This is a genomic window from Candidatus Borrelia undatumii (assembly GCF_020882015.2).
In the GTDB taxonomy this organism is placed as follows: Bacteria; Spirochaetota; Spirochaetia; order Borreliales; family Borreliaceae; genus Borrelia.
Genome location: NZ_CP086555.2, coordinates 804,042 through 821,546, shown reverse-complemented (window position 1 = coordinate 821,546; position 17,505 = coordinate 804,042). Strand labels below are relative to the sequence as shown.

Sequence of the window (17,505 nt, the reverse complement as noted above, 5' to 3'; positions counted from 1 at the left end):
GTTATTTTATGATGAGATCACTATGGATAGCAGCCAGTGGCATGAGGGCACAGCAATATAACATAGACACGGTTGCTAATAATATTTCAAATGTTAACACTACGGGATTTAAGAAAACGAGAGCCGAGTTTGAAGATTTGATATACCAAACGCAAAAAAGAGCTGGAACCCCTGCTACCGAGGACACGGTAAGGCCTCTTGGGAATCAAATTGGGCATGGGACGAGGGTATCAGCGACACATAGAATGTTTGAACAAGGGAAGTTCAAGACCACCAATTTGAACACTGATGTTGCAATTGAGGGCGACGGTTTTTATAAGATGCTTCTCCCAGACGGAACTTATGGGTACACTAGAGACGGTTCTTTTAGGATAGACGCAAACGGTGATCTTGTAACAAGTCAAGGGTATAGATTGTTACCCGAAATATCTTTTCCTGAAGAATATATTCAGGACTCTCTTACAATATCTCAAGAGGGGATAATATCGGTAAAGATTGATGGTGATTTGGATCCGGTTGAGCTTGGGCAAATAGAAATTTCAAGATTTGTAAATCCAGCAGGTCTTACTGCAATTGGAAGTAATGTGTTTAAAGAAACGATTGGTTCTGGAGAAGAAATATCGGGAACTCCTGGAAGCAACGGAATGGGTCGAATAAGGCAGGGAATCCTTGAGATGTCAAATGTATCAGTTGCAGAAGAAATGGTAACAATGATTGTAGCGCAAAGGGCTTATGAGATAAACTCAAAGGCAATTCAAACCTCAGATAACATGCTGGGTATTGCTAATAACCTGAAAAGGCAGTGAGGACATACGTAAGTAAAATTGTATTTGTCTATTTTTTTACGGCGAATTTGGCGCAAGCAGCAGTCCCTTACGGCACATGTTTTGAAATATCCCCCAGCAGTGTGTATTTCTTGTCGAGGGGGTATTCAAAGATTTGTAGTGGCAGCAATGCATCACAAGTGTATGTGGGTTCGCGTGTTAAGCAAAAGCAAATAATATCTGCAATGATTAGCCATATTACAAAAAATTTAAAAAATAAAAATATTTACATACTTCAGTTCAGTTTTGACGAATCAGAGATTCGTATAGAGAACAGGTTCTCTATAAATGCCAAGTTTAGAGTAATAAAGAGTAAGTCATACAAAAACATACCCATTCAGAAGACTTTGGTCTATTATGCAAAAAAATTCGAAGATTACAAAAGGCATAATAAGATAAATTTATACATCGACATAATAGAACCAATTGTATTTGCAAAAAAAAATCTAAAGGCTGGAAAATATCTAAATGAAGACAATGTTTACTTTAAATACAAAGTAAACACAGCTAGACCTAATGAATTCTTAAGCTTAAACGAGCTAAATAGAGCCAGATATGTAGTCTTGTATGAAACAAACAAGCACGACGGAATAAAATTAGATAAAATACAAAAACAGAAATAACCCTAGAAAGGAAAAAGAGCTAATAAACCCGCCACCTGTCTTGGGTAAGAGTTGAAAAGCTATCGGGATTTGCAATAATATTAAAATAAGGGTAGACTATATTTCCTGTACGAGAGGAACTAAAGCATGGTGAAGTTGGTGGTGTTCGTTGTATTGAGCTTGAAGGCGGTTCTCATTTCATTCTCGCAAGAAGATCGGTCTTTCCTCAAGGGATCTGGTGAAAGCAGAATTCCTAGCCAACCAGTCGGAAGGATAAGGCTAAAAGAAATTGCGAAAATACAGCCTGCACATTCATCTGTCTTAACAGGGGTCGGCATAGTAGCGGGACTTACTGGAAAAGGAGATACCCTAAAGAGGGGTAAAGAGGGTCTAGTCAAGATCCTAGCTCAGATTGGAATAAAGGAAGAAGAAATAGATTTAGACGACATAAGAAGCAGAAATATCGCATTAGTAAACGTAACACTCAGGATAAGTGGCAATATGGCTCAGGGCACAAATCAAAGTGTTTATGTAGCGTCTGTACTAGATTCGAAAGATTTAACAGATGGTATTCTCTTAAGGACAGAATTGAAGGACAAGGAAGGAAGGGTAATAGCAATCGCGGCAGGCCCAATCACCACGCACGAAAAATCAAGAGGGGCAGGGTTCGTAGCAAAAGGAGCCACAGTATATGAGAGCAGGAATTATTCTCAGTACAATATCATTCTAAAGAAAGAGAGTTACACCCTAGTGAATGAAATAAGTGAAAAGCTTAAACAAAAGGATATTAAAAACAACATAAGATCTGGAGACATAATAGAAATCGAGACGGAAGAGGTTAGGCTTCTGAGTGAAATTGAACAGATAGAGATAGAAAATTCTCCCGTTGTTTTAATAAATGAGACAAATAAGGTCATAATGGCAGGCGAAAATGCTAAAATAGGGCCTCTTATGTTTTTAGTTGAAAGGAGTAATGACAACTCATTTAACAGCAAGAATAACGAAAAGTTAAAGATAGAAATACAAAAAATGAATCTAAATGAATTCATATCAAAAAATTCAGACTCACTCACCATAGAAGAACTGATAACAATAATTAAGAAGTCTAAAAAAATTAATAAATTACATGGGGAGCTAATTTTGGAGGAGCAAGGATGACAGGCGAGATTAATCTACAACATTTGGAAACAAAAAGTCAGATAAATCAGATAAAAAATCTAAAGGATAGAGTAAGGCAGGCAGACAAGCACAATAATGAACTCTATGAAGCCTCTTTGGAATTTGAGGCAATATTTATCAATCAAATGCTTAAGAGCATGAGGAGCTCTTTGAAGAAAGAAAATAACTTAATAAGCGAAGGGCAAACGGAAGAAATCTTTGAAGATATGCTTTATTTAGAAAGAGCAAAACAAATAGCAAAATCCAAAAGCTTTGGCCTTGCTGATTTAATTTACAATCAAATAGCAGAAATAAATAGTTTTAGCCGATAATTGATGCTTTTTATTGATCATTGGCATGCTTTTTGCTCTACATTTTAAACGGGGTGCTTACAAGATACGGGCAAATTTAAAAGATAGGGAGAAGTTTTGTGAATATATTTAGTAACGAGGATTTAAATATCTATTTAAAGTCAGTAAGGGAGCACAGACTAATAACCCATGAGGAAGAAATTGAACTTGCTGCACAAATAAAGCGCGGGGACATGAAGGCCAAAAATAAAATGATCAATGCTAATTTGCGTCTCGTCTTGAAAATAATTAAGAGATACGCTGGGAAGGGCTTAAAAATTGAAGACTTGATTCAAGAGGGGAACCTGGGTCTAATAAGGGCTGCTGAGAAATACGATCCGAGTAAAAATACCAAATTTTCAACCTACGCTTCCTTTTGGATTAAGCAATCTCTTCAAAGAGCATTAAACACCAAGACTAGGCTTGTAAAGGTTCCTTATAGGAAAGAGAACTTAATACTGCAAATAAATAAGTATCTCATGGAGGAAGAGAAATATCCTAAAAAAGAGGATATAATGGAAAAATTTCATTTAACTCCTGCTCAGTACATAAAAATCATTCCATACCTTGAAAAAGAATATTCCCTTGATAAAGAAATTGAAGGATCAGAAAATTCTACACTTTTAAACCTTTATGAGGACAACTCCTTTAATCCGGAAAGCACTCTTGAACAAAACTCTACTTTAAAACACTTAAATCATATATTGGACACCAAATTAAACTATAAAGAAAGATATATAATAAGGAAAAGATATAACCTAGACAACAATGATAAAAAAAGCACTCTGAAGGACATTTCCAATGAGCTTGGCATATCTTCAGAAACTGTAAGACAGATTGAAAAAAGGGTGCTGAAAAAACTTAGAGAAGAACTTTATCAATAGACATTGACATTAATGTTGGGTTTTGTTTTACTTAATCATCAAGCATGGGTGTTAAGGGCGTTTCTGCTCTAACGAAGGAGCGTAGAACAAAAATCGCGATATTATTTGTTGCAATTACTTTCATTATCGCAGCAGTCTTACTGTTCTTCAGCCTTATGTACGTTAAAAAAAATGAGGGAATAGTTAACTTGGACCTGCGGAAAAAATTGGAAAAAATTAAAAAAGAGAATTTCGTGAGGGCCAAAGAAAAACTCAAGACTCAAACTTTAAAGCCTAAGTTTTATCTCATCATTGATGATGTTGGATACGATGAGGCAATGTTAGAAAAATTCATAAAAATTAACCTAAAGATAAACTTTGCAATTATTCCTTTTCTGTCTAAATCAATGCATGCCTACAACAGATTAGCAAGCAAAAACAAAATTACAATGATTCATTTTCCAATGCAATCAAGGTACAAAAATCCGATAGAAAAATTTCACATCAACATCAATGACAACAAACATACGGTACGAACGAAAATTGAGAGAACATTTAAAGAATATCCTAATGCAAGAATAATGAATAATCATATGGGAAGTCTCATTACCTCAAATGAAAAAATAATGGAAACCATATTAATTAAACTTAAGGAAGAAAACAGATATTTTTTTGACAGCTTTACTACAAAAGAAAGCGTATCCATAAAAGTCGGAGAAAAAATTGGAATCAGAGTAGAGAAAAGAGATATCTTTTTGGATAATAAAGATAATGAAAGAGATGTCACTGATTCACTTGAGAAAGCAAAACAGATAGCAAGAACAAAGGGATTTGTAAAAGTAATAGGACATATCTGGTCGAAAAATACCCTCAAAATACTCAGAAAAGAATCAGAAAGCTTAAATGAAGAATTTGAATTTAAAAATTTATTGAACCTTTATGAGAAAGAGGAAGGCAATGAAAGTGCTTGGCATAGAGAGCTCATGCGATGACTGCTGTGCAGCCGTCGTAGAAGATGGAAATAAAATCTTAAGCAATGTTAAACTCAGTCAAGACGAGCACAAGAGGTACTATGGTGTGGTACCAGAAATTGCTTCAAGATTGCATACAGAATTTATTATGTCTGTTTGTAAAAAGGCCCTAAAGGATGCCCAAATGAGTGCACCAGATATCGATTTAATTGCAGTCACATCTAGACCAGGACTTATTGGGTCTTTGATTGTTGGAATAAATTTTGCAAAAGGCCTGTCTATTGCACTTAACAAACCCTTAATTTGCATTGATCATATTTTAGGACATCTTTACTCTCCCTTAATGACTGAAAAGATAGAATACCCATTTCTATCCTTAATATTAAGTGGAGGGCATACAATAATTGCAAAACAAGACAATTTTGACTATGTTCAAATACTTGGCCGCACTCTTGATGACGCTTGTGGAGAAGCATTTGATAAGGTAGCAAAATACTACGACATGGGTTTTCCAGGAGGCCCCAATATAGAAAAGCTAGCTAAAAGTGGAAATGAATATGCATTTAATTTCCCAGTTACAAAATTTGAGAAAGAGGAAAATTGGTATGATTTTTCATATTCAGGGCTTAAAACAGCATGCACACACCAAATGAAAAAATTTAAAGACAAATATGGAAAAATAACAAAAAACAACATCGCTGCAAGCTTCCAAAGAGCAGCTTTTGAAATCCTACTCAATCCAATCAAAAGAGCAATAAAGAATACCAATATTAAAAAATTAGTAGTATCTGGAGGAGTTGCTAGCAATCTTTACTTAAGAGAAAAAATTAAAAATCTTGAAATAGAAGCTTACTACCCCCCAATAGAACTTTGTACAGACAACGGGGCAATGATTGCAGGAATTGGATATCATATGTACTTAAAATACGGAGCAAGCCCAATTGAAACCGATGCAAGTTCAAGAATAAAAACATACAAATACATGAAGGAAGGAAAATCATGAAAAAAGTATTGGCAATGCATGATATTTCAACCATGGGGCGCACTTCACTTACAATGTGCATACCAGTTATATCATCGTTTAACATGCAAGTTTGTCCGTTTGTAACCGCTGTTCTCTCAGCAACAACAGCTTATGAAAAATTTGAAATAGTAGATTTAACAAATGAATTAGAAAGATTTATTTTGTCCTGGAAAAAGCAAAATGCAAGCTTTAACATATTCTATAGCGGATTTCTTGGAAGCAATAATCAACAAAAAATAATAAAGAAAATGTTCAAGCTATTAAAATTTGAAAAAATAATAATTGATCCTGTATTTGCAGACAACGGGCTTCTCTACCCTATTTTTGATCAAAAAATTGTAAGTGGATTTCGCAGTCTAATAAAACATGCAGACATCATAACACCCAATATTACAGAACTTAAGATGCTAACTAATACTGAAGAGATAAACAATAAAGATGAAATAATTAAGGCTATATTAAGCCTTAAAATAAATGCAATAACCGTGGTTACCAGCGTAGAAAAGGACGATCTTATTGGCACTGTTGCCTATAACCCAAAAAAAAGGGAATATTCAGAATTCTTCCTAGAAAAATTGGAACAAAATTTTAGCGGGACAGGAGATTTGTTTGCCAGTTTGCTAATAGGGTATCTAGAAAAATTAGAGATAACACATGCTTTGGAAAAAGCAACTCAAGTTATTCATAAGATAATAAAATCCTCAATTGCAGATGGTATTTCAAAAAGAGAAGGCGTGCAAATTGAACAATTCTTAAAAAACAATTTCCATACTATTTAAATGATTCCTATGCTCAATTCAAATAGTATTTTTAAAAATTATAAATTCAATGAAACAGACACCCATTCCTTAAAAGTTTGAACCCATTTCTTATTTTATGAAAGAAATATTTAATATTTGCATTAGAGTGTGATATTGGATAGAATATGGATATAATACGGCTTAAGCTTCCAGAGGTTTAATCGGTACATTAAAGAGGTATATGAGAAACGGAAGGACAATGTTTTTTGCGGGAGGAGGTACGGGGGGGCATGTTTTCCCAGGAGTAGCGATAATTGAAAGCTTAAGGGCGATGGACAAGAATATTGAATTCTTCTGGCTTGGGCAAAAAGAATCAATGGAGGCCAGGATTGTAGGAAAGTACTCTTACATCAGGTTTATTGAAATTCCATCTGGAAAACTTAGAAGATATTTCTCATTACGAAATTTCAGTGATTTTTTGAAAGTTATACTTGGGGTAATCAAAAGTTTCCTTATTATAAAAAAGTATAACCCCCAGATTATATATTCAACTGGGGGTTTTGTATCAAGTCCTCCAATTATTGCAGCATGTCTTTTTAGAATAAAAAAGATAACTCATGAAATGGATCTTGACCCTGGGCTTGCAACAAAAATTAATTCGAAATTTGCAGACACAATACACATAAGCTTTAAGGAAAGCAGAAAGTATTTTAAAAACAAAGATGTTGTATATACGGGATCACCAATAAGACCAGAATTTAAAAACCCAAACCCGAACATCATAAGAGAACTATCTTGCAATACAGACAAACCCATTATTAGCTTGCTAGGCGGCTCTCTCGGGGCGGAGGTTTTAAATAGACTAGCTATCAATATCAGAAACAAAATTGACGCATATTTTATACACCAGTGCGGCGCAAATCTAGACGAAACTAGAGAAAATAACTATCTGAGACGTCAATTCTTTAATGCAGAAGAAATGTCAAGCATAGTCAAATTTTCAAACATCATAATCAGTAGAGCTGGGGCTGGGGCTATTAAAGAATTTGCGAGTGCCGGTGCGTGCGTGATACTTATTCCATTTGAAAAAGGATCAAGAGGAGATCAAGTTAGGAATGCAAAACTACTAGAAGAACATAATGCATGTTTAAAAGTAAAGGAGGGGGATCTAAATGAAAGTGTTGTCACGGATACCATACGAGAAATACTGGAAAACAAAGAAAAATCAGAAGTACTAAGACACAATATAAAAAAGTTCCATGAACAAGATTCATCAAATTTAATAGCAAGTATGTTATTGAAAGAATTTGAGGCAATGGAATGCTAGAACATGATCCTGTTAAAATAACGGGAATAGCTGACATATTAATAATAATAATTTTTATCTCACTAGGTTTTAGGGGCTTTTTAAGGGGGTTCATTAAAGAAATAGGTGGGTTTGTTGAAGTCTTCGCTTTAATATTTTTGCTTTATAATAAAACGCATGATTTTCAAGTCTTCATATCTCCCATTCTTGAACTATCATACATTCAAGCGTTACTGGTATTTTTCTTATTAATACATATAGGTTTTTTGGTATTGCAATCACTAATTGAATCAGTAATAAGTCACCTACAACTGCTGTTCTTTAACAGAATACTTGGCCTAATACTTGGCTTGTTTGAAGCATTTGGAATAATCGCAATTGTAGTTTATATAATTCATTCACAACAAATCTTTAAGCCTTCATACTTTTTAGAGGGAAGTGCACTACTTGAATATCTAAATCCTGGAATTAACTACTTTTTCAAATTATCAAAAATACGGTAAAGAGAAGTGGAACATGGAAATAATACCTAAAATTACTAAAGAAATACTTAATGAATATGAAAGGGGCTGCCTCCCCAATGCAATTCTTTTTTGGGGGGAGAGATTCTCTTACAAAAAGCTAAGTGCCCTTGTGCTTGCAAAAAAAATACTAAAATCACAAATTTTAACAAATCCGAATCTACTGATCTCCTCAAGTCTTAATATAGTAGAAGCAAAGGCATATCTTAATACAGAATCAAAAGAAGTTGTAAATCAGTACCTAAAGTATGTTAAGAATATCATTTTCACTAAATACAATTTCAGTAGCGACAAGAACTTCAAAAAAATAGAAAAGAATATTAATTTCATCAATTACATTTACTACAAAAACGAGTATAGCAAAGCTGTCAAGGAAGAACTTATTAAAAAAATTGAAGAGATAATTAAACACATAAATTTCAACCCTACTATCAATGAGATTAGAAAAATTAGATCTTGGGCATTCTCGGAAAAGAACAAGAAAAAGGTGATCTACATCAACGAAATCGAAAATTTATCCTTTAATGTTTACAACGCTCTTCTTAAGATATTAGAAGAACCACCTTTAAATATTTATTTGATTTTATCCACAAGAAACAAAAGTAAAATTCCTAAAACGATACTGTCAAGACTTAGATGCTATAGGTTTCCAAGAGAAAATAGGGACTTTGAAGTTAAGATCTTTAAGGCAATCTTTAATAAAAATGATGAACTTACAACCGAAGAATACTTAAGTTCATTCTACAGTGAAGAAAGTGAGATATTAAGAGAAGAAGCAAGAAGAATTTTGAATATAATAAAAGAGAAACAGGGATTATTTAACCTTGATACATTTAGTTTCTTAAAAGATGAACTTACATTTGAATCATTTCTGAAAGAACTTGCCACTCAACTCAGATATGATTTCTTGGATCAATCCTTGGATATTAATACTTATCTAGGAAGACTAGAATACCTAAAACATATGTTAAGATACATGCCCTATAATCAAAGCAGAAAGCGAATAATAGAAAATCTAATGCTAACTTATGAGGATTAATGAGTAAGTTCTTTAAAAAAACCTTATCCAAGTTAAATAAACTATCAGGTGAGCAAAAATTTAAATTTATTCAGGATCTGTATAAAAAAATAGAAATATACGAGGGAATCTTTGCATCCATTAATGAAGGGATTCTTGTGCTTGATAAACTTAACAACATAATTTATTTAAACAAAATGTTATTCCAAATACTAACTCTTAATATTGAGTCTAAACTAGAGACCCTTAAAGATATTCAAATTCCAACCCTAACAAACTTGATAGAAGAACTAACCATAAATGAGGACAAAATAATAGGCTATGAATTTCAAATTTCAACAAATATGTTCATTAAAATATCATTTATGCCATATGTTAAAGACCAAAAGCTTGAAGGAAACATTATTTTAATAGAGGACATTAAAGACAGGAAACACAAGGAAGAACTTTTCAAAAGAGCAGAGGCTTTAGCTGCTTTTACAAGACATGCAAGAAATATTGCGCACGAGATTAAAAACCCACTGGGAGCAATCGACATAAACTTACAGCTACTTAAAAAAGAAATAGATAGACAGGAACTTAAAAGCACTAAAGCAGATAATTACTTTAAAATAATAAAAGAAGAAATAAACAGAATGGACAAAACTGTAACAGATTTTCTATTAACAGTAAGACCTATTAAGATAATGGCTGAAAAGAGGAATATCACCGACATCGTAAAGAGTGTGTATAATTTGTTAAATCCAGAGTTAGAAAACAAAGATATTAAACTTCTACTCCATCTCAAAAAAGTAAGCCCTGTTTTAGTTGACGAAAAACTTTTAAGACAAGTAATAATCAACATAATAAAAAACGCAGAAGAAGCCCTACTTGAATCAAGTAAAAGAACAAAAAAAATAGATTTTTCTATCCATGAAAGTAAAGATAAAATATACATCAGCATAAAAGACAACGGAGACGGAATCAAGGACGATACGAAGGATGAAATATTTAAGCCTCAGTTTAGCTCAAAAGAGAAAGGAAGTGGAATAGGACTTACTATTTCTTATAAAATAGTAAAAGAACACGGAGGTGAAATTTTTGTAGAGAGCAAGAATATGAAGGGAACAACTTTTACAATCACCCTTCCAAAATTAAACACAGACAAAATTTTAATTGAAGGATGTTTAGAAAGTGAGTAAGGTGCTTATAGCAGATGATGAGAAAAACATAAGAGAAGGGATAGCAACCTATCTGGAAGAAGAGGGTTTTTTTGTATTTACTGCTAGTGATGGAGAAGAAGCACTTGAAACAATTGAAAATGAAAAAATTGATGCTGTAATATCTGACCTCAGAATGCCCCAATTATCAGGAGAACAGTTATTAAAAATCGTAAAAGATAAAAATTCAGACATACCTTTCATTATTCTTACAGCGCACGGAACAGTTGATTCAGCAGTTGATGCTATGAGAGAAGGTGCCTATGACTTTTTAACAAAACCAGTTGACCTTGAAAGGCTATTACTCATAATAAAGAGAGCCTTAAATGGCCAAAAAGATAAGATTCACGAAAGTATATCCTCAAAGAGTGTTATTATCAGAAAGGATTTAAACTACTACGGGCGTATACTTGGTAAATCTCTTGTTATGCAAAAGACATTGGAACTTGTCAATAAAATTGCTAAATCGAAAGCGTCCGTGCTAATAACAGGGGAAAGCGGTGTTGGGAAAGAAGTAATAGCAGATGCTATTTTTGACCTATCAAATAGAAATGACAAGCCTTTTATTAAGGTAAATTGTGCTGCCCTCTCTGAGAGTATACTTGAAAGCGAACTTTTTGGTCACGAAAAGGGAGCGTTCACAGGTGCCATCTGTCAAAAAAAAGGCAGATTTGAACTTGCCGATAAGGGAACGATATTTTTAGATGAAATAGTAGAAACATCACCTGAAGTTCAAGTAAAACTGCTAAGAGTGCTTCAAAATAAAACATTTGAACGAGTGGGTGGAGAATCCACTATGAAAGTTGACATCAGGCTATTAACAGCAACAAATAAAGATATTGAAGAAGAAATCAGGAAAGGAAGGTTTAGGGAAGATTTATTCTATAGGCTAAACATAATAAATATCAACATCCCACCCTTAAGAGAGAGAAAAGATGACATACAAAATTTAACAAACATATTAATTAAAAGCGTTGCTAATGAAAACAACAGAGAAGAAAAAAGCCTGTCTAGTGATGCAATAAAGGCACTTTATGCCTATGATTGGCCAGGAAATATCAGAGAGTTAAAAAATGTACTTGAAAGCGCCTTAATACTGTCTAGGGGAAAACAAATCGTAAAAGACGACTTGCCTCCAAGAATTAAGAATAACACAAGTCAAATATTTAAAATAACATTACCAATAGGCATAAGCTTAAAGGAAGCAGAAAGGGAAATCATTAAACAAACACTTCTATATTCCAAACACAACAAAAGCAAATGTGCCGAGATACTTAAAATAGGAAGAAAAACCCTTCATAATAAAATAACAGAATACGAAGCATATGATATTCACTAAACAAAGCTTTATTAAAGTAAAATTTTAATTAGCATGTAGTAGAGTTATCTTATTATCCTGCCCCTGTTTATTATCAAATTAGAATTACCATAATGTGGTATCGTATGTTAAAACTTGCTCATCTATTTTAAAATTTTAACAGGATTGATGGGAGTATCTTTCTTTAGTATTTCAAAGTGTAGATGAGGACCTGTTGATCGTCCCGTTTGACCTACTCTACCAATAACGTCTCCTGTTTTTAAAATATCTCCCCTGCTCACAGCATAGGAACTAAGGTGTCCATAAAGAGACTTGATATTGTTTTTATGTTCAACAACAACAAAATTCCCATAAATATCGTTATAACCAACTACAGCCACAATACCATAAGAAGAACAAAAGACTAAAGAATTCATCGGCGCTGCAAGATCTATACCGGTATGAAAACTATCCACACCAGTAAAGGGATCTGCCCTAAAACCAAAATCAGAAGTGACAATAAATTTCTTTAAAGGGAAAATAAAATCAGAATTTAGAAAAAAAAGCATTTCTGTACTTGAGAAAAAACTCAAATTTGGTTGTCTAGCAGAATCAAAAAAATAGAACTCATAAATTTTATTGTCTCTTCTAACCTTTATCTTTTCTGCTTTTGTTAAGTCTCTTGTGGCTAAAAGCAGATTATTAAATCTATGCTTCTTATTATCAAGAATATAAAGACCCTTCTTGCTAGGAATTAAAATTTCTTGCCCCTCTCTTAAGGAAGGAGAGTCCAGTAAATTAACTGTAGCTATACTGGCCTGCCACCCATTCACTTTATTTGCAATCTTAAAAAAAGTATCTCTCTTTTTTACCCTGTATGAATAAATAAACAAGGGAACACCTTCCCTTTTATTGTACTTAGAAATTTTCGTCTTAAGGTCAAAAAAAACGGGATCCTTGTTTGAGAAATTTTCTATCTCAGGATAAGAATAAATACAATTAAAACATAAAAAGAAAAAACAACCCTTAATGCGAGAACTACTCTGTTTACATATAAAACTCCAAAAAAACATTGAGCTAAATATAGTAAAATTTTAAAAAAAAAGATACAACGGGATAAACTTGTAAATAATAAAAAACTGTATTAGACTGGTTCTGGTTATGAAATTGAACGAGTACCAATTACAGGCACGGGAAACTGCTAGATATAGGAGCCGCGGAGAAGAGTTAATTTTAACAACGCTTGGCCTTGCCGGAGAGACGGGAGAGGTCGTAGGAAAAATAAAAAAAGTGATTCGCAATAAGGACTATTTACTCGATGATGAGTATTTATTATCCATTAAGAAAGAGCTTGGTGATGTATTGTGGTATGTTTCAAGCTTAAGTGGTTATCTTGGGGCAACACTTGAAGATATTGCTATTGGCAATTTGGACAAATTGAATAAAAGACATGAAGATGATATTGTGGGATTGAACGAATACCAAGTACGGTCGCGAAAGACTGACAGACATGAGAGCGATAGGGAAAAATTGATATTAACTTCTTTTGACCTTGTCGAGGAGGCAGGGGGGGTTGTAGAAAAACTAAAAAAATTGATTCGTGACAAGGACTATGTACTTGATGATGAATATTCGTTATCCATTAGGCAGGGACTTGGTAATGTGCTGTGGCATATTTCAAGATTAGGTGGCTATCTTGGAGTAACACTTGAAGATGTTGCTATTACTAATTTGGATAAATTAAAGAAAAGGTGCGAAAATAACACTATTAATGGTGAGGGAGATGATCGATGAAAAATCAAGTTACGCATACAGTGAGAATTTGCTGAGCGCTTATCTAAAGGGCTTGTTGATTGGTGTTGCCAACGTGATACCTGGTGTCTCGGGCGGGACATTGGCATTAACTCTGGGGATTTATTATAGAGTGGTCTATTCGTGCTCAGCCCTCATGAAAGCAAGAGGGAGAGGAGATGTGACTTTTCTTACTGTGCTTTCTCTTGGTGTGCTAACCACGGCGGTGGTGCTTTCAAAGCTACTTAAGGTCTACATCTTGGATGGCAAGACGGGAGAGGCGTGCTTAAGTATGTTGATTACGGGGTTGATCACAGAAAGTGTATTTAGCATAAGAAAAGAAATCAAAACAAAAGAGATGAGTGATAAAGGCAGCAAGGCTGTGGCGTATTGCCTTACCTTGTTAGGTCTTTTCTCTGTGTTGTCTGTTTTAATCATAGGAAACCATGGATTATCTATCGATAACAAGTACCAAGACAGGAAATCAATGGAATACTTTCTTTTAATTACAAGCTCAGGTGTAATAAGCGGATCCGCCATGGTTATACCAGGACTTTCAGGCTCATTACTACTACTAAGCCTTGGGACTTACAAAGAAATCATACACATCGTCTCCAGTCTGAGCATTATACCATGTTTAATATTTGGAATATCAGCGGCAACAGGTGCAGGAACTACAACTCTACTAATCAAAAAGGCTATAGACAAACATCTGATTAAATTTCTTCATCTAGCAATAGGACTAATAGCAGGCTCAATACTACAAATATTATCCAGAATGTCAAAACTCAACCTCGAGCCCTCCTTACCATTACTTGTAGCCTCCACAATTCTATTCGGCACAGGATTCTACATAAACAAAAAGCTTAAAGAGACGCAGGACACATCTGAAGTATTTTATACCGAAGACCGGACTTGAACCGGTACGGAGCTTCCTCCTCAGGATTTTAAGTCCTGTGTGTCTACCACTTCCACCACTTCGGCACAGGTAATAGAATCATATAATAATCAAATTACGATGTCAATGACCAAATATTTAAAAGTTTATTTAATAACAATGCTTTTCGGGAAATTGTCCAAATGAAATTCATCATTTAAATAGCTTAAAAGCGTATAAAATAAATAATGAGGGGATAAATGGGCTACAAAATTAGAATAAACCATATAATTAACAATGTTAATTATATGTATAGGAATGCTCGAGTCTTGAATCAAGCTAAAAAACCCTTTTTTAACGATTATATCTAATATAACGAGTTCCGTCTTATCTAGGATAAAAACCAAGTTTTCATATTGAGAATTCAAGTATGCTATCTGTCCATCAACAACAGAAATATCTAAATTATTAATTACCTCATCACTAAAATTAAAAATAACTACCCCATAATTATTCCCTTTAAATATAAAATCAACAACAACGCCTATTTTTTGCCCATAAAACCCTTCAACAAAACTTAAAATTTTAACCCTAACCGTTTCTTTAGCAAGAACACTAATGGAATATCTCTTGTTTTGACTAATAAAATATGCTTTTTTAAAATTTCCAAATGAAACCCTATTATTAATTAAATCCAACTCCTCCTGACCATTTAAGTTCTTAAGAATAACTAGGTCAAAATCCGACAAAAAAACATTGTAGGAAACATCTAACAATGAATTCAGAGCAGCAAGGTTTTGATCAAAACTAGCAACACTAAACTCCAAAATACTAAACTCCGTTCTCGATGTTCTACAAGATAAAATTAGAAGACTAATTAATAAACTTCTCAAGCTCAAGTCTAGTTTCAACAACCTTAAAGACAAGACCATATTTAATTGCATCTTCACTACTTAACCAAAAATCTCTATCAGTATCCTTTTCTACTCTAGAAAGCTTCTGCCCCGTTTCCCTTGCAATAATATCATTAAGCTCTCTCTTAATCTTATTAAGCTCATTTGTATAAATCTCAATATCAGTAGCAACGCCCTTGAAACCACTTAAAGGCTGGTGCAACAGATACCTTGCACGAGGCAAAGAAAATCTACGCTTCGAGTCTGACGCTAGTAATATTAAAGCGCCCGCACTAGCTACAAGCCCAACTCCAATTGTAAAAACTTTAGGCTTCACAAATCGTATCATATTAAAAATAGCAAACCCAGCGTCAATATCACCACCCTCTGAGTCAATATAGACAAATATAGGTTTCTTATAATCTGATGCTTCCAAAAACAATATCTTTTCCTGAAATAACTTTGAAGTATCCTTATTGATCTCCCCTGTAATAACTATTGCCCTACTCTTTAACGCAAACTCCAATACTTGATGCATTCCAGTTTGCACCCCAATATCTTTACAGTTCATATTCTTACCTTTCCAACAAATATAACGTTACATATTATAATTTAAAATTAAAGGTTTTCAAATGTCTAAAATATCAAAAATTGATCGGAAAACCCATACAGAGATAGTCATAAATAACAGAATAGATATCCTGGTAAATAATGCATCAATCTTTTAAACAAAACGCTGTAAAAAATTAAATAAAGGAGCATTATTAATGGAATTTGAATTTGCAGTCATTGGTGGGGGCATTGCCGGAAGTACTTTAACTTACGAGCTAATTAAAAGAAAGAAAAGTGTAATTTTGTTTGATAATGAAAACGAAAAAGCTACAACTATAGCTGGAGGCCTTATTAACCCTATTATGGGAAGAAAAATGAACATTGCCTGGAGGGAACCTGAAGTTTTCAAATTCGCCGTTCAATACTACAAAGATATTGAAGAAAATATTAACTGTAATTTTCTAGAAGAAAAACCTATTTTCAGACCATTTACTACAAAGACACAGAAGGAAGAGCTTATTCTGAGGATGAAAAAAGATAAGAATATAAGAAGCTTCATCCTATCAATAAAAGAAGGAAAAATTTACGATTTTTCCTTCGATAATGATGGAGGTATGCTAACCAAGGGCGCCATAATTAACACGAATTTGTACATAGAAACCATCAAAGAATACTTCATAAAAAAAAATGCATACATTAAAGCAGAAATCGATGACGATACAATTCAAATAAGTGATAAATCATTTAGATTAGAAAAATTTAAATTCGAAAAATTAATATTTACAAGGGGATATAAAGAAATGACCACAGGCCTTTTTTCATATCTCCCATTCAAACCAGCAAAAGGAGAGATGCTAATATTGGAAATCGAGGGATTAAAACTTAAAGAAGTTTATAACAGATACGTGTCATTAATACCTTTACAAGATAATAAGTTCTACCTTGGTGGTACCTATGAATGGGAAAATTTAGACACAAGTACAAATGAATGGGCAAAAGAGGAGCTTGTAGGCAAACTTAAAAAAATTACAAAATTAAGTTACAAAATCATCCAGCACAAAGCACACGTAAGGCCCTCTACCCTTGACAGAGAACCTTTTCTTGGAGAGCATCCAAAATACAAAAATATATTCATATTAAATGGACTGGGAACAAGAGGCATATCAATGACGCCATATTTATCTAAAAGTATCCTAGATTACATTGAAAAAAAATCTAGCCTTCCAACTTATTACGATATTTACAGATACTTAAGTTTTTATAAAGAAACAAGCAATTTTTTTTGCAATATTTCTAAATTTAGAAAAAAATAATATAATACTTAAATGCAAAATAAATCAGATTTTCAAAGACGGAGTGGTGTCTACTTGTGTGTTAATGAAATAAGTATTTTCACTAAAATGCTAAGGAGTATTCACTATTAGAGTCAAAAACAGAAAAAAACTGAGCGCCTACACAAATCATCCGTTCATTTTTGATTCAAGATTTCAATCTTATTGCCGTGCCTTAAAAGCAACAG

Annotated in this window: 18 protein-coding genes, 1 tRNA gene and 2 pseudogenes; 17 read left to right on the top strand and 4 right to left on the bottom strand. The window is 33.6% G+C overall.

The window, feature by feature from the left end:
• Window positions 1–8: 8 nt before the first annotated feature.
• From flgG to LKV13_RS03895, 13 genes and pseudogenes are all read left to right on the top strand, one after another.
• Entirely contained in the window at window positions 9–806 is a 798-nt protein-coding gene (gene flgG, locus LKV13_RS03955) for a flagellar basal-body rod protein FlgG (RefSeq protein ID WP_229089571.1), read from the top strand.
• Complete coding sequence (locus LKV13_RS03950; protein WP_229089568.1) at window positions 803–1,447, top strand: hypothetical protein; 645 nt, start codon at window positions 803–805, stop codon at window positions 1,445–1,447. Before flgG ends, LKV13_RS03950 begins: the two co-directional genes overlap by 4 nt.
• Window positions 1,448–1,573: 126 nt before the next feature.
• Window positions 1,574–2,584 carry a flagellar basal body P-ring protein FlgI gene (locus tag LKV13_RS03945; protein ID WP_229089564.1) on the top strand — a complete coding sequence of 337 codons (1,011 nt, stop codon included), beginning with the start codon at window positions 1,574–1,576 and terminating at the stop codon, window positions 2,582–2,584.
• Entirely contained in the window at window positions 2,581–2,916 is a 336-nt protein-coding gene (locus LKV13_RS03940; RefSeq protein WP_229089560.1) for a rod-binding protein, read from the top strand. The genes LKV13_RS03945 and LKV13_RS03940 overlap by 4 nt, the downstream gene beginning before the upstream one ends.
• 98 nt (window positions 2,917–3,014) lie before the next feature.
• Window positions 3,015–3,818: a sigma-70 family RNA polymerase sigma factor gene (locus tag LKV13_RS03935; RefSeq protein ID WP_229089559.1), complete on the top strand. Its 804-nt coding sequence runs from the start codon at window positions 3,015–3,017 to the stop codon at window positions 3,816–3,818.
• Between the two features lie 44 nt (window positions 3,819–3,862).
• Window positions 3,863–4,789, top strand: a complete 927-nt coding sequence (locus tag LKV13_RS03930) for a divergent polysaccharide deacetylase family protein (protein WP_229089558.1) — start codon at window positions 3,863–3,865, stop codon at window positions 4,787–4,789.
• Window positions 4,755–5,793: pseudogene (gene tsaD, locus LKV13_RS03925) on the top strand (tRNA (adenosine(37)-N6)-threonylcarbamoyltransferase complex transferase subunit TsaD). The gene LKV13_RS03930 and the pseudogene tsaD overlap by 35 nt, the downstream one beginning before the upstream one ends.
• A complete protein-coding gene (locus LKV13_RS03920; protein WP_229089555.1) occupies window positions 5,768–6,571 on the top strand; it encodes a pyridoxamine kinase in 804 nt (267 codons plus the stop codon). Before tsaD ends, LKV13_RS03920 begins: the two are co-directional and overlap by 26 nt.
• Window positions 6,572–6,773: 202 nt before the next feature.
• Window positions 6,774–7,859: an undecaprenyldiphospho-muramoylpentapeptide beta-N-acetylglucosaminyltransferase gene (gene murG, locus LKV13_RS03915; protein WP_229089552.1), complete on the top strand. Its 1,086-nt coding sequence runs from the start codon at window positions 6,774–6,776 to the stop codon at window positions 7,857–7,859.
• Window positions 7,853–8,341 (top strand): CvpA family protein, encoded by a 489-nt coding sequence (locus tag LKV13_RS03910; protein ID WP_229089550.1) that lies wholly within the window; start codon window positions 7,853–7,855, stop codon window positions 8,339–8,341. The genes murG and LKV13_RS03910 overlap by 7 nt, the downstream gene beginning before the upstream one ends.
• A 13-nt stretch (window positions 8,342–8,354) precedes the next feature.
• Window positions 8,355–9,398 (top strand): hypothetical protein, encoded by a 1,044-nt coding sequence (locus LKV13_RS03905; RefSeq protein ID WP_229089548.1) that lies wholly within the window; start codon window positions 8,355–8,357, stop codon window positions 9,396–9,398.
• Window positions 9,398–10,558: a two-component system sensor histidine kinase NtrB gene (locus tag LKV13_RS03900; RefSeq protein WP_229089547.1), complete on the top strand. Its 1,161-nt coding sequence runs from the start codon at window positions 9,398–9,400 to the stop codon at window positions 10,556–10,558. The genes LKV13_RS03905 and LKV13_RS03900 overlap by 1 nt, the downstream gene beginning before the upstream one ends.
• Window positions 10,551–11,915: a sigma-54-dependent transcriptional regulator gene (locus tag LKV13_RS03895; RefSeq protein ID WP_229089543.1), complete on the top strand. Its 1,365-nt coding sequence runs from the start codon at window positions 10,551–10,553 to the stop codon at window positions 11,913–11,915. The genes LKV13_RS03900 and LKV13_RS03895 overlap by 8 nt, the downstream gene beginning before the upstream one ends.
• Before the next feature lie 122 nt (window positions 11,916–12,037).
• On the opposite strand, the gene LKV13_RS03890 is transcribed toward LKV13_RS03895, so the two are convergent.
• A complete protein-coding gene (locus LKV13_RS03890) occupies window positions 12,038–12,946 on the bottom strand; it encodes a LysM peptidoglycan-binding domain-containing M23 family metallopeptidase (RefSeq protein ID WP_229089537.1) in 909 nt (302 codons plus the stop codon).
• An 88-nt stretch (window positions 12,947–13,034) separates the two neighbouring features.
• Here LKV13_RS03890 and LKV13_RS03885 point away from each other — a divergent pair.
• The 3 genes and pseudogenes from LKV13_RS03885 to LKV13_RS03875 all read left to right on the top strand — a co-directional run.
• Window positions 13,035–13,340 (top strand): annotated as a pseudogene (locus LKV13_RS03885) (nucleoside triphosphate pyrophosphohydrolase family protein); the annotation flags it as partial.
• Window positions 13,338–13,667 carry a nucleoside triphosphate pyrophosphohydrolase family protein gene (locus LKV13_RS03880; RefSeq protein ID WP_306701199.1) on the top strand — a complete coding sequence of 110 codons (330 nt, stop codon included), beginning with the start codon at window positions 13,338–13,340 and terminating at the stop codon, window positions 13,665–13,667. The pseudogene LKV13_RS03885 and the gene LKV13_RS03880, both read left to right, overlap by 3 nt.
• The gene (locus LKV13_RS03875) at window positions 13,657–14,583 is read left to right on the top strand and encodes an undecaprenyl phosphate translocase family protein (protein WP_229089534.1); all 927 of its coding nucleotides are present in this window, start codon (window positions 13,657–13,659) and stop codon (window positions 14,581–14,583) included. The genes LKV13_RS03880 and LKV13_RS03875 overlap by 11 nt, the downstream gene beginning before the upstream one ends.
• Here the strand turns inward: LKV13_RS03875 and LKV13_RS03870 are convergent.
• From LKV13_RS03870 to LKV13_RS03860, 3 genes are all read right to left on the bottom strand, one after another.
• A tRNA-Leu gene (locus tag LKV13_RS03870) sits at window positions 14,565–14,648 on the bottom strand. The two genes, LKV13_RS03875 and LKV13_RS03870, sit on opposite strands and share 19 nt — an antisense overlap.
• Before the next feature lie 60 nt (window positions 14,649–14,708).
• Window positions 14,709–15,434, bottom strand: coding sequence for a hypothetical protein (locus LKV13_RS03865; protein ID WP_229089532.1), 726 nt, complete (start codon window positions 15,432–15,434; stop codon window positions 14,709–14,711).
• On the bottom strand, window positions 15,415–16,005 hold the full coding sequence (locus LKV13_RS03860) for an ATP-dependent Clp protease proteolytic subunit (RefSeq protein ID WP_229089529.1): 591 nt from the start codon (window positions 16,003–16,005) through the stop codon (window positions 15,415–15,417). The genes LKV13_RS03865 and LKV13_RS03860 overlap by 20 nt, the downstream gene beginning before the upstream one ends.
• Before the next feature lie 196 nt (window positions 16,006–16,201).
• Between LKV13_RS03860 and LKV13_RS03855 the strand changes: the two genes are divergently transcribed.
• Window positions 16,202–17,299, top strand: a complete 1,098-nt coding sequence (locus tag LKV13_RS03855; protein ID WP_229089527.1) for an NAD(P)/FAD-dependent oxidoreductase — start codon at window positions 16,202–16,204, stop codon at window positions 17,297–17,299.
• Window positions 17,300–17,505: the final 206 nt, after the last annotated feature.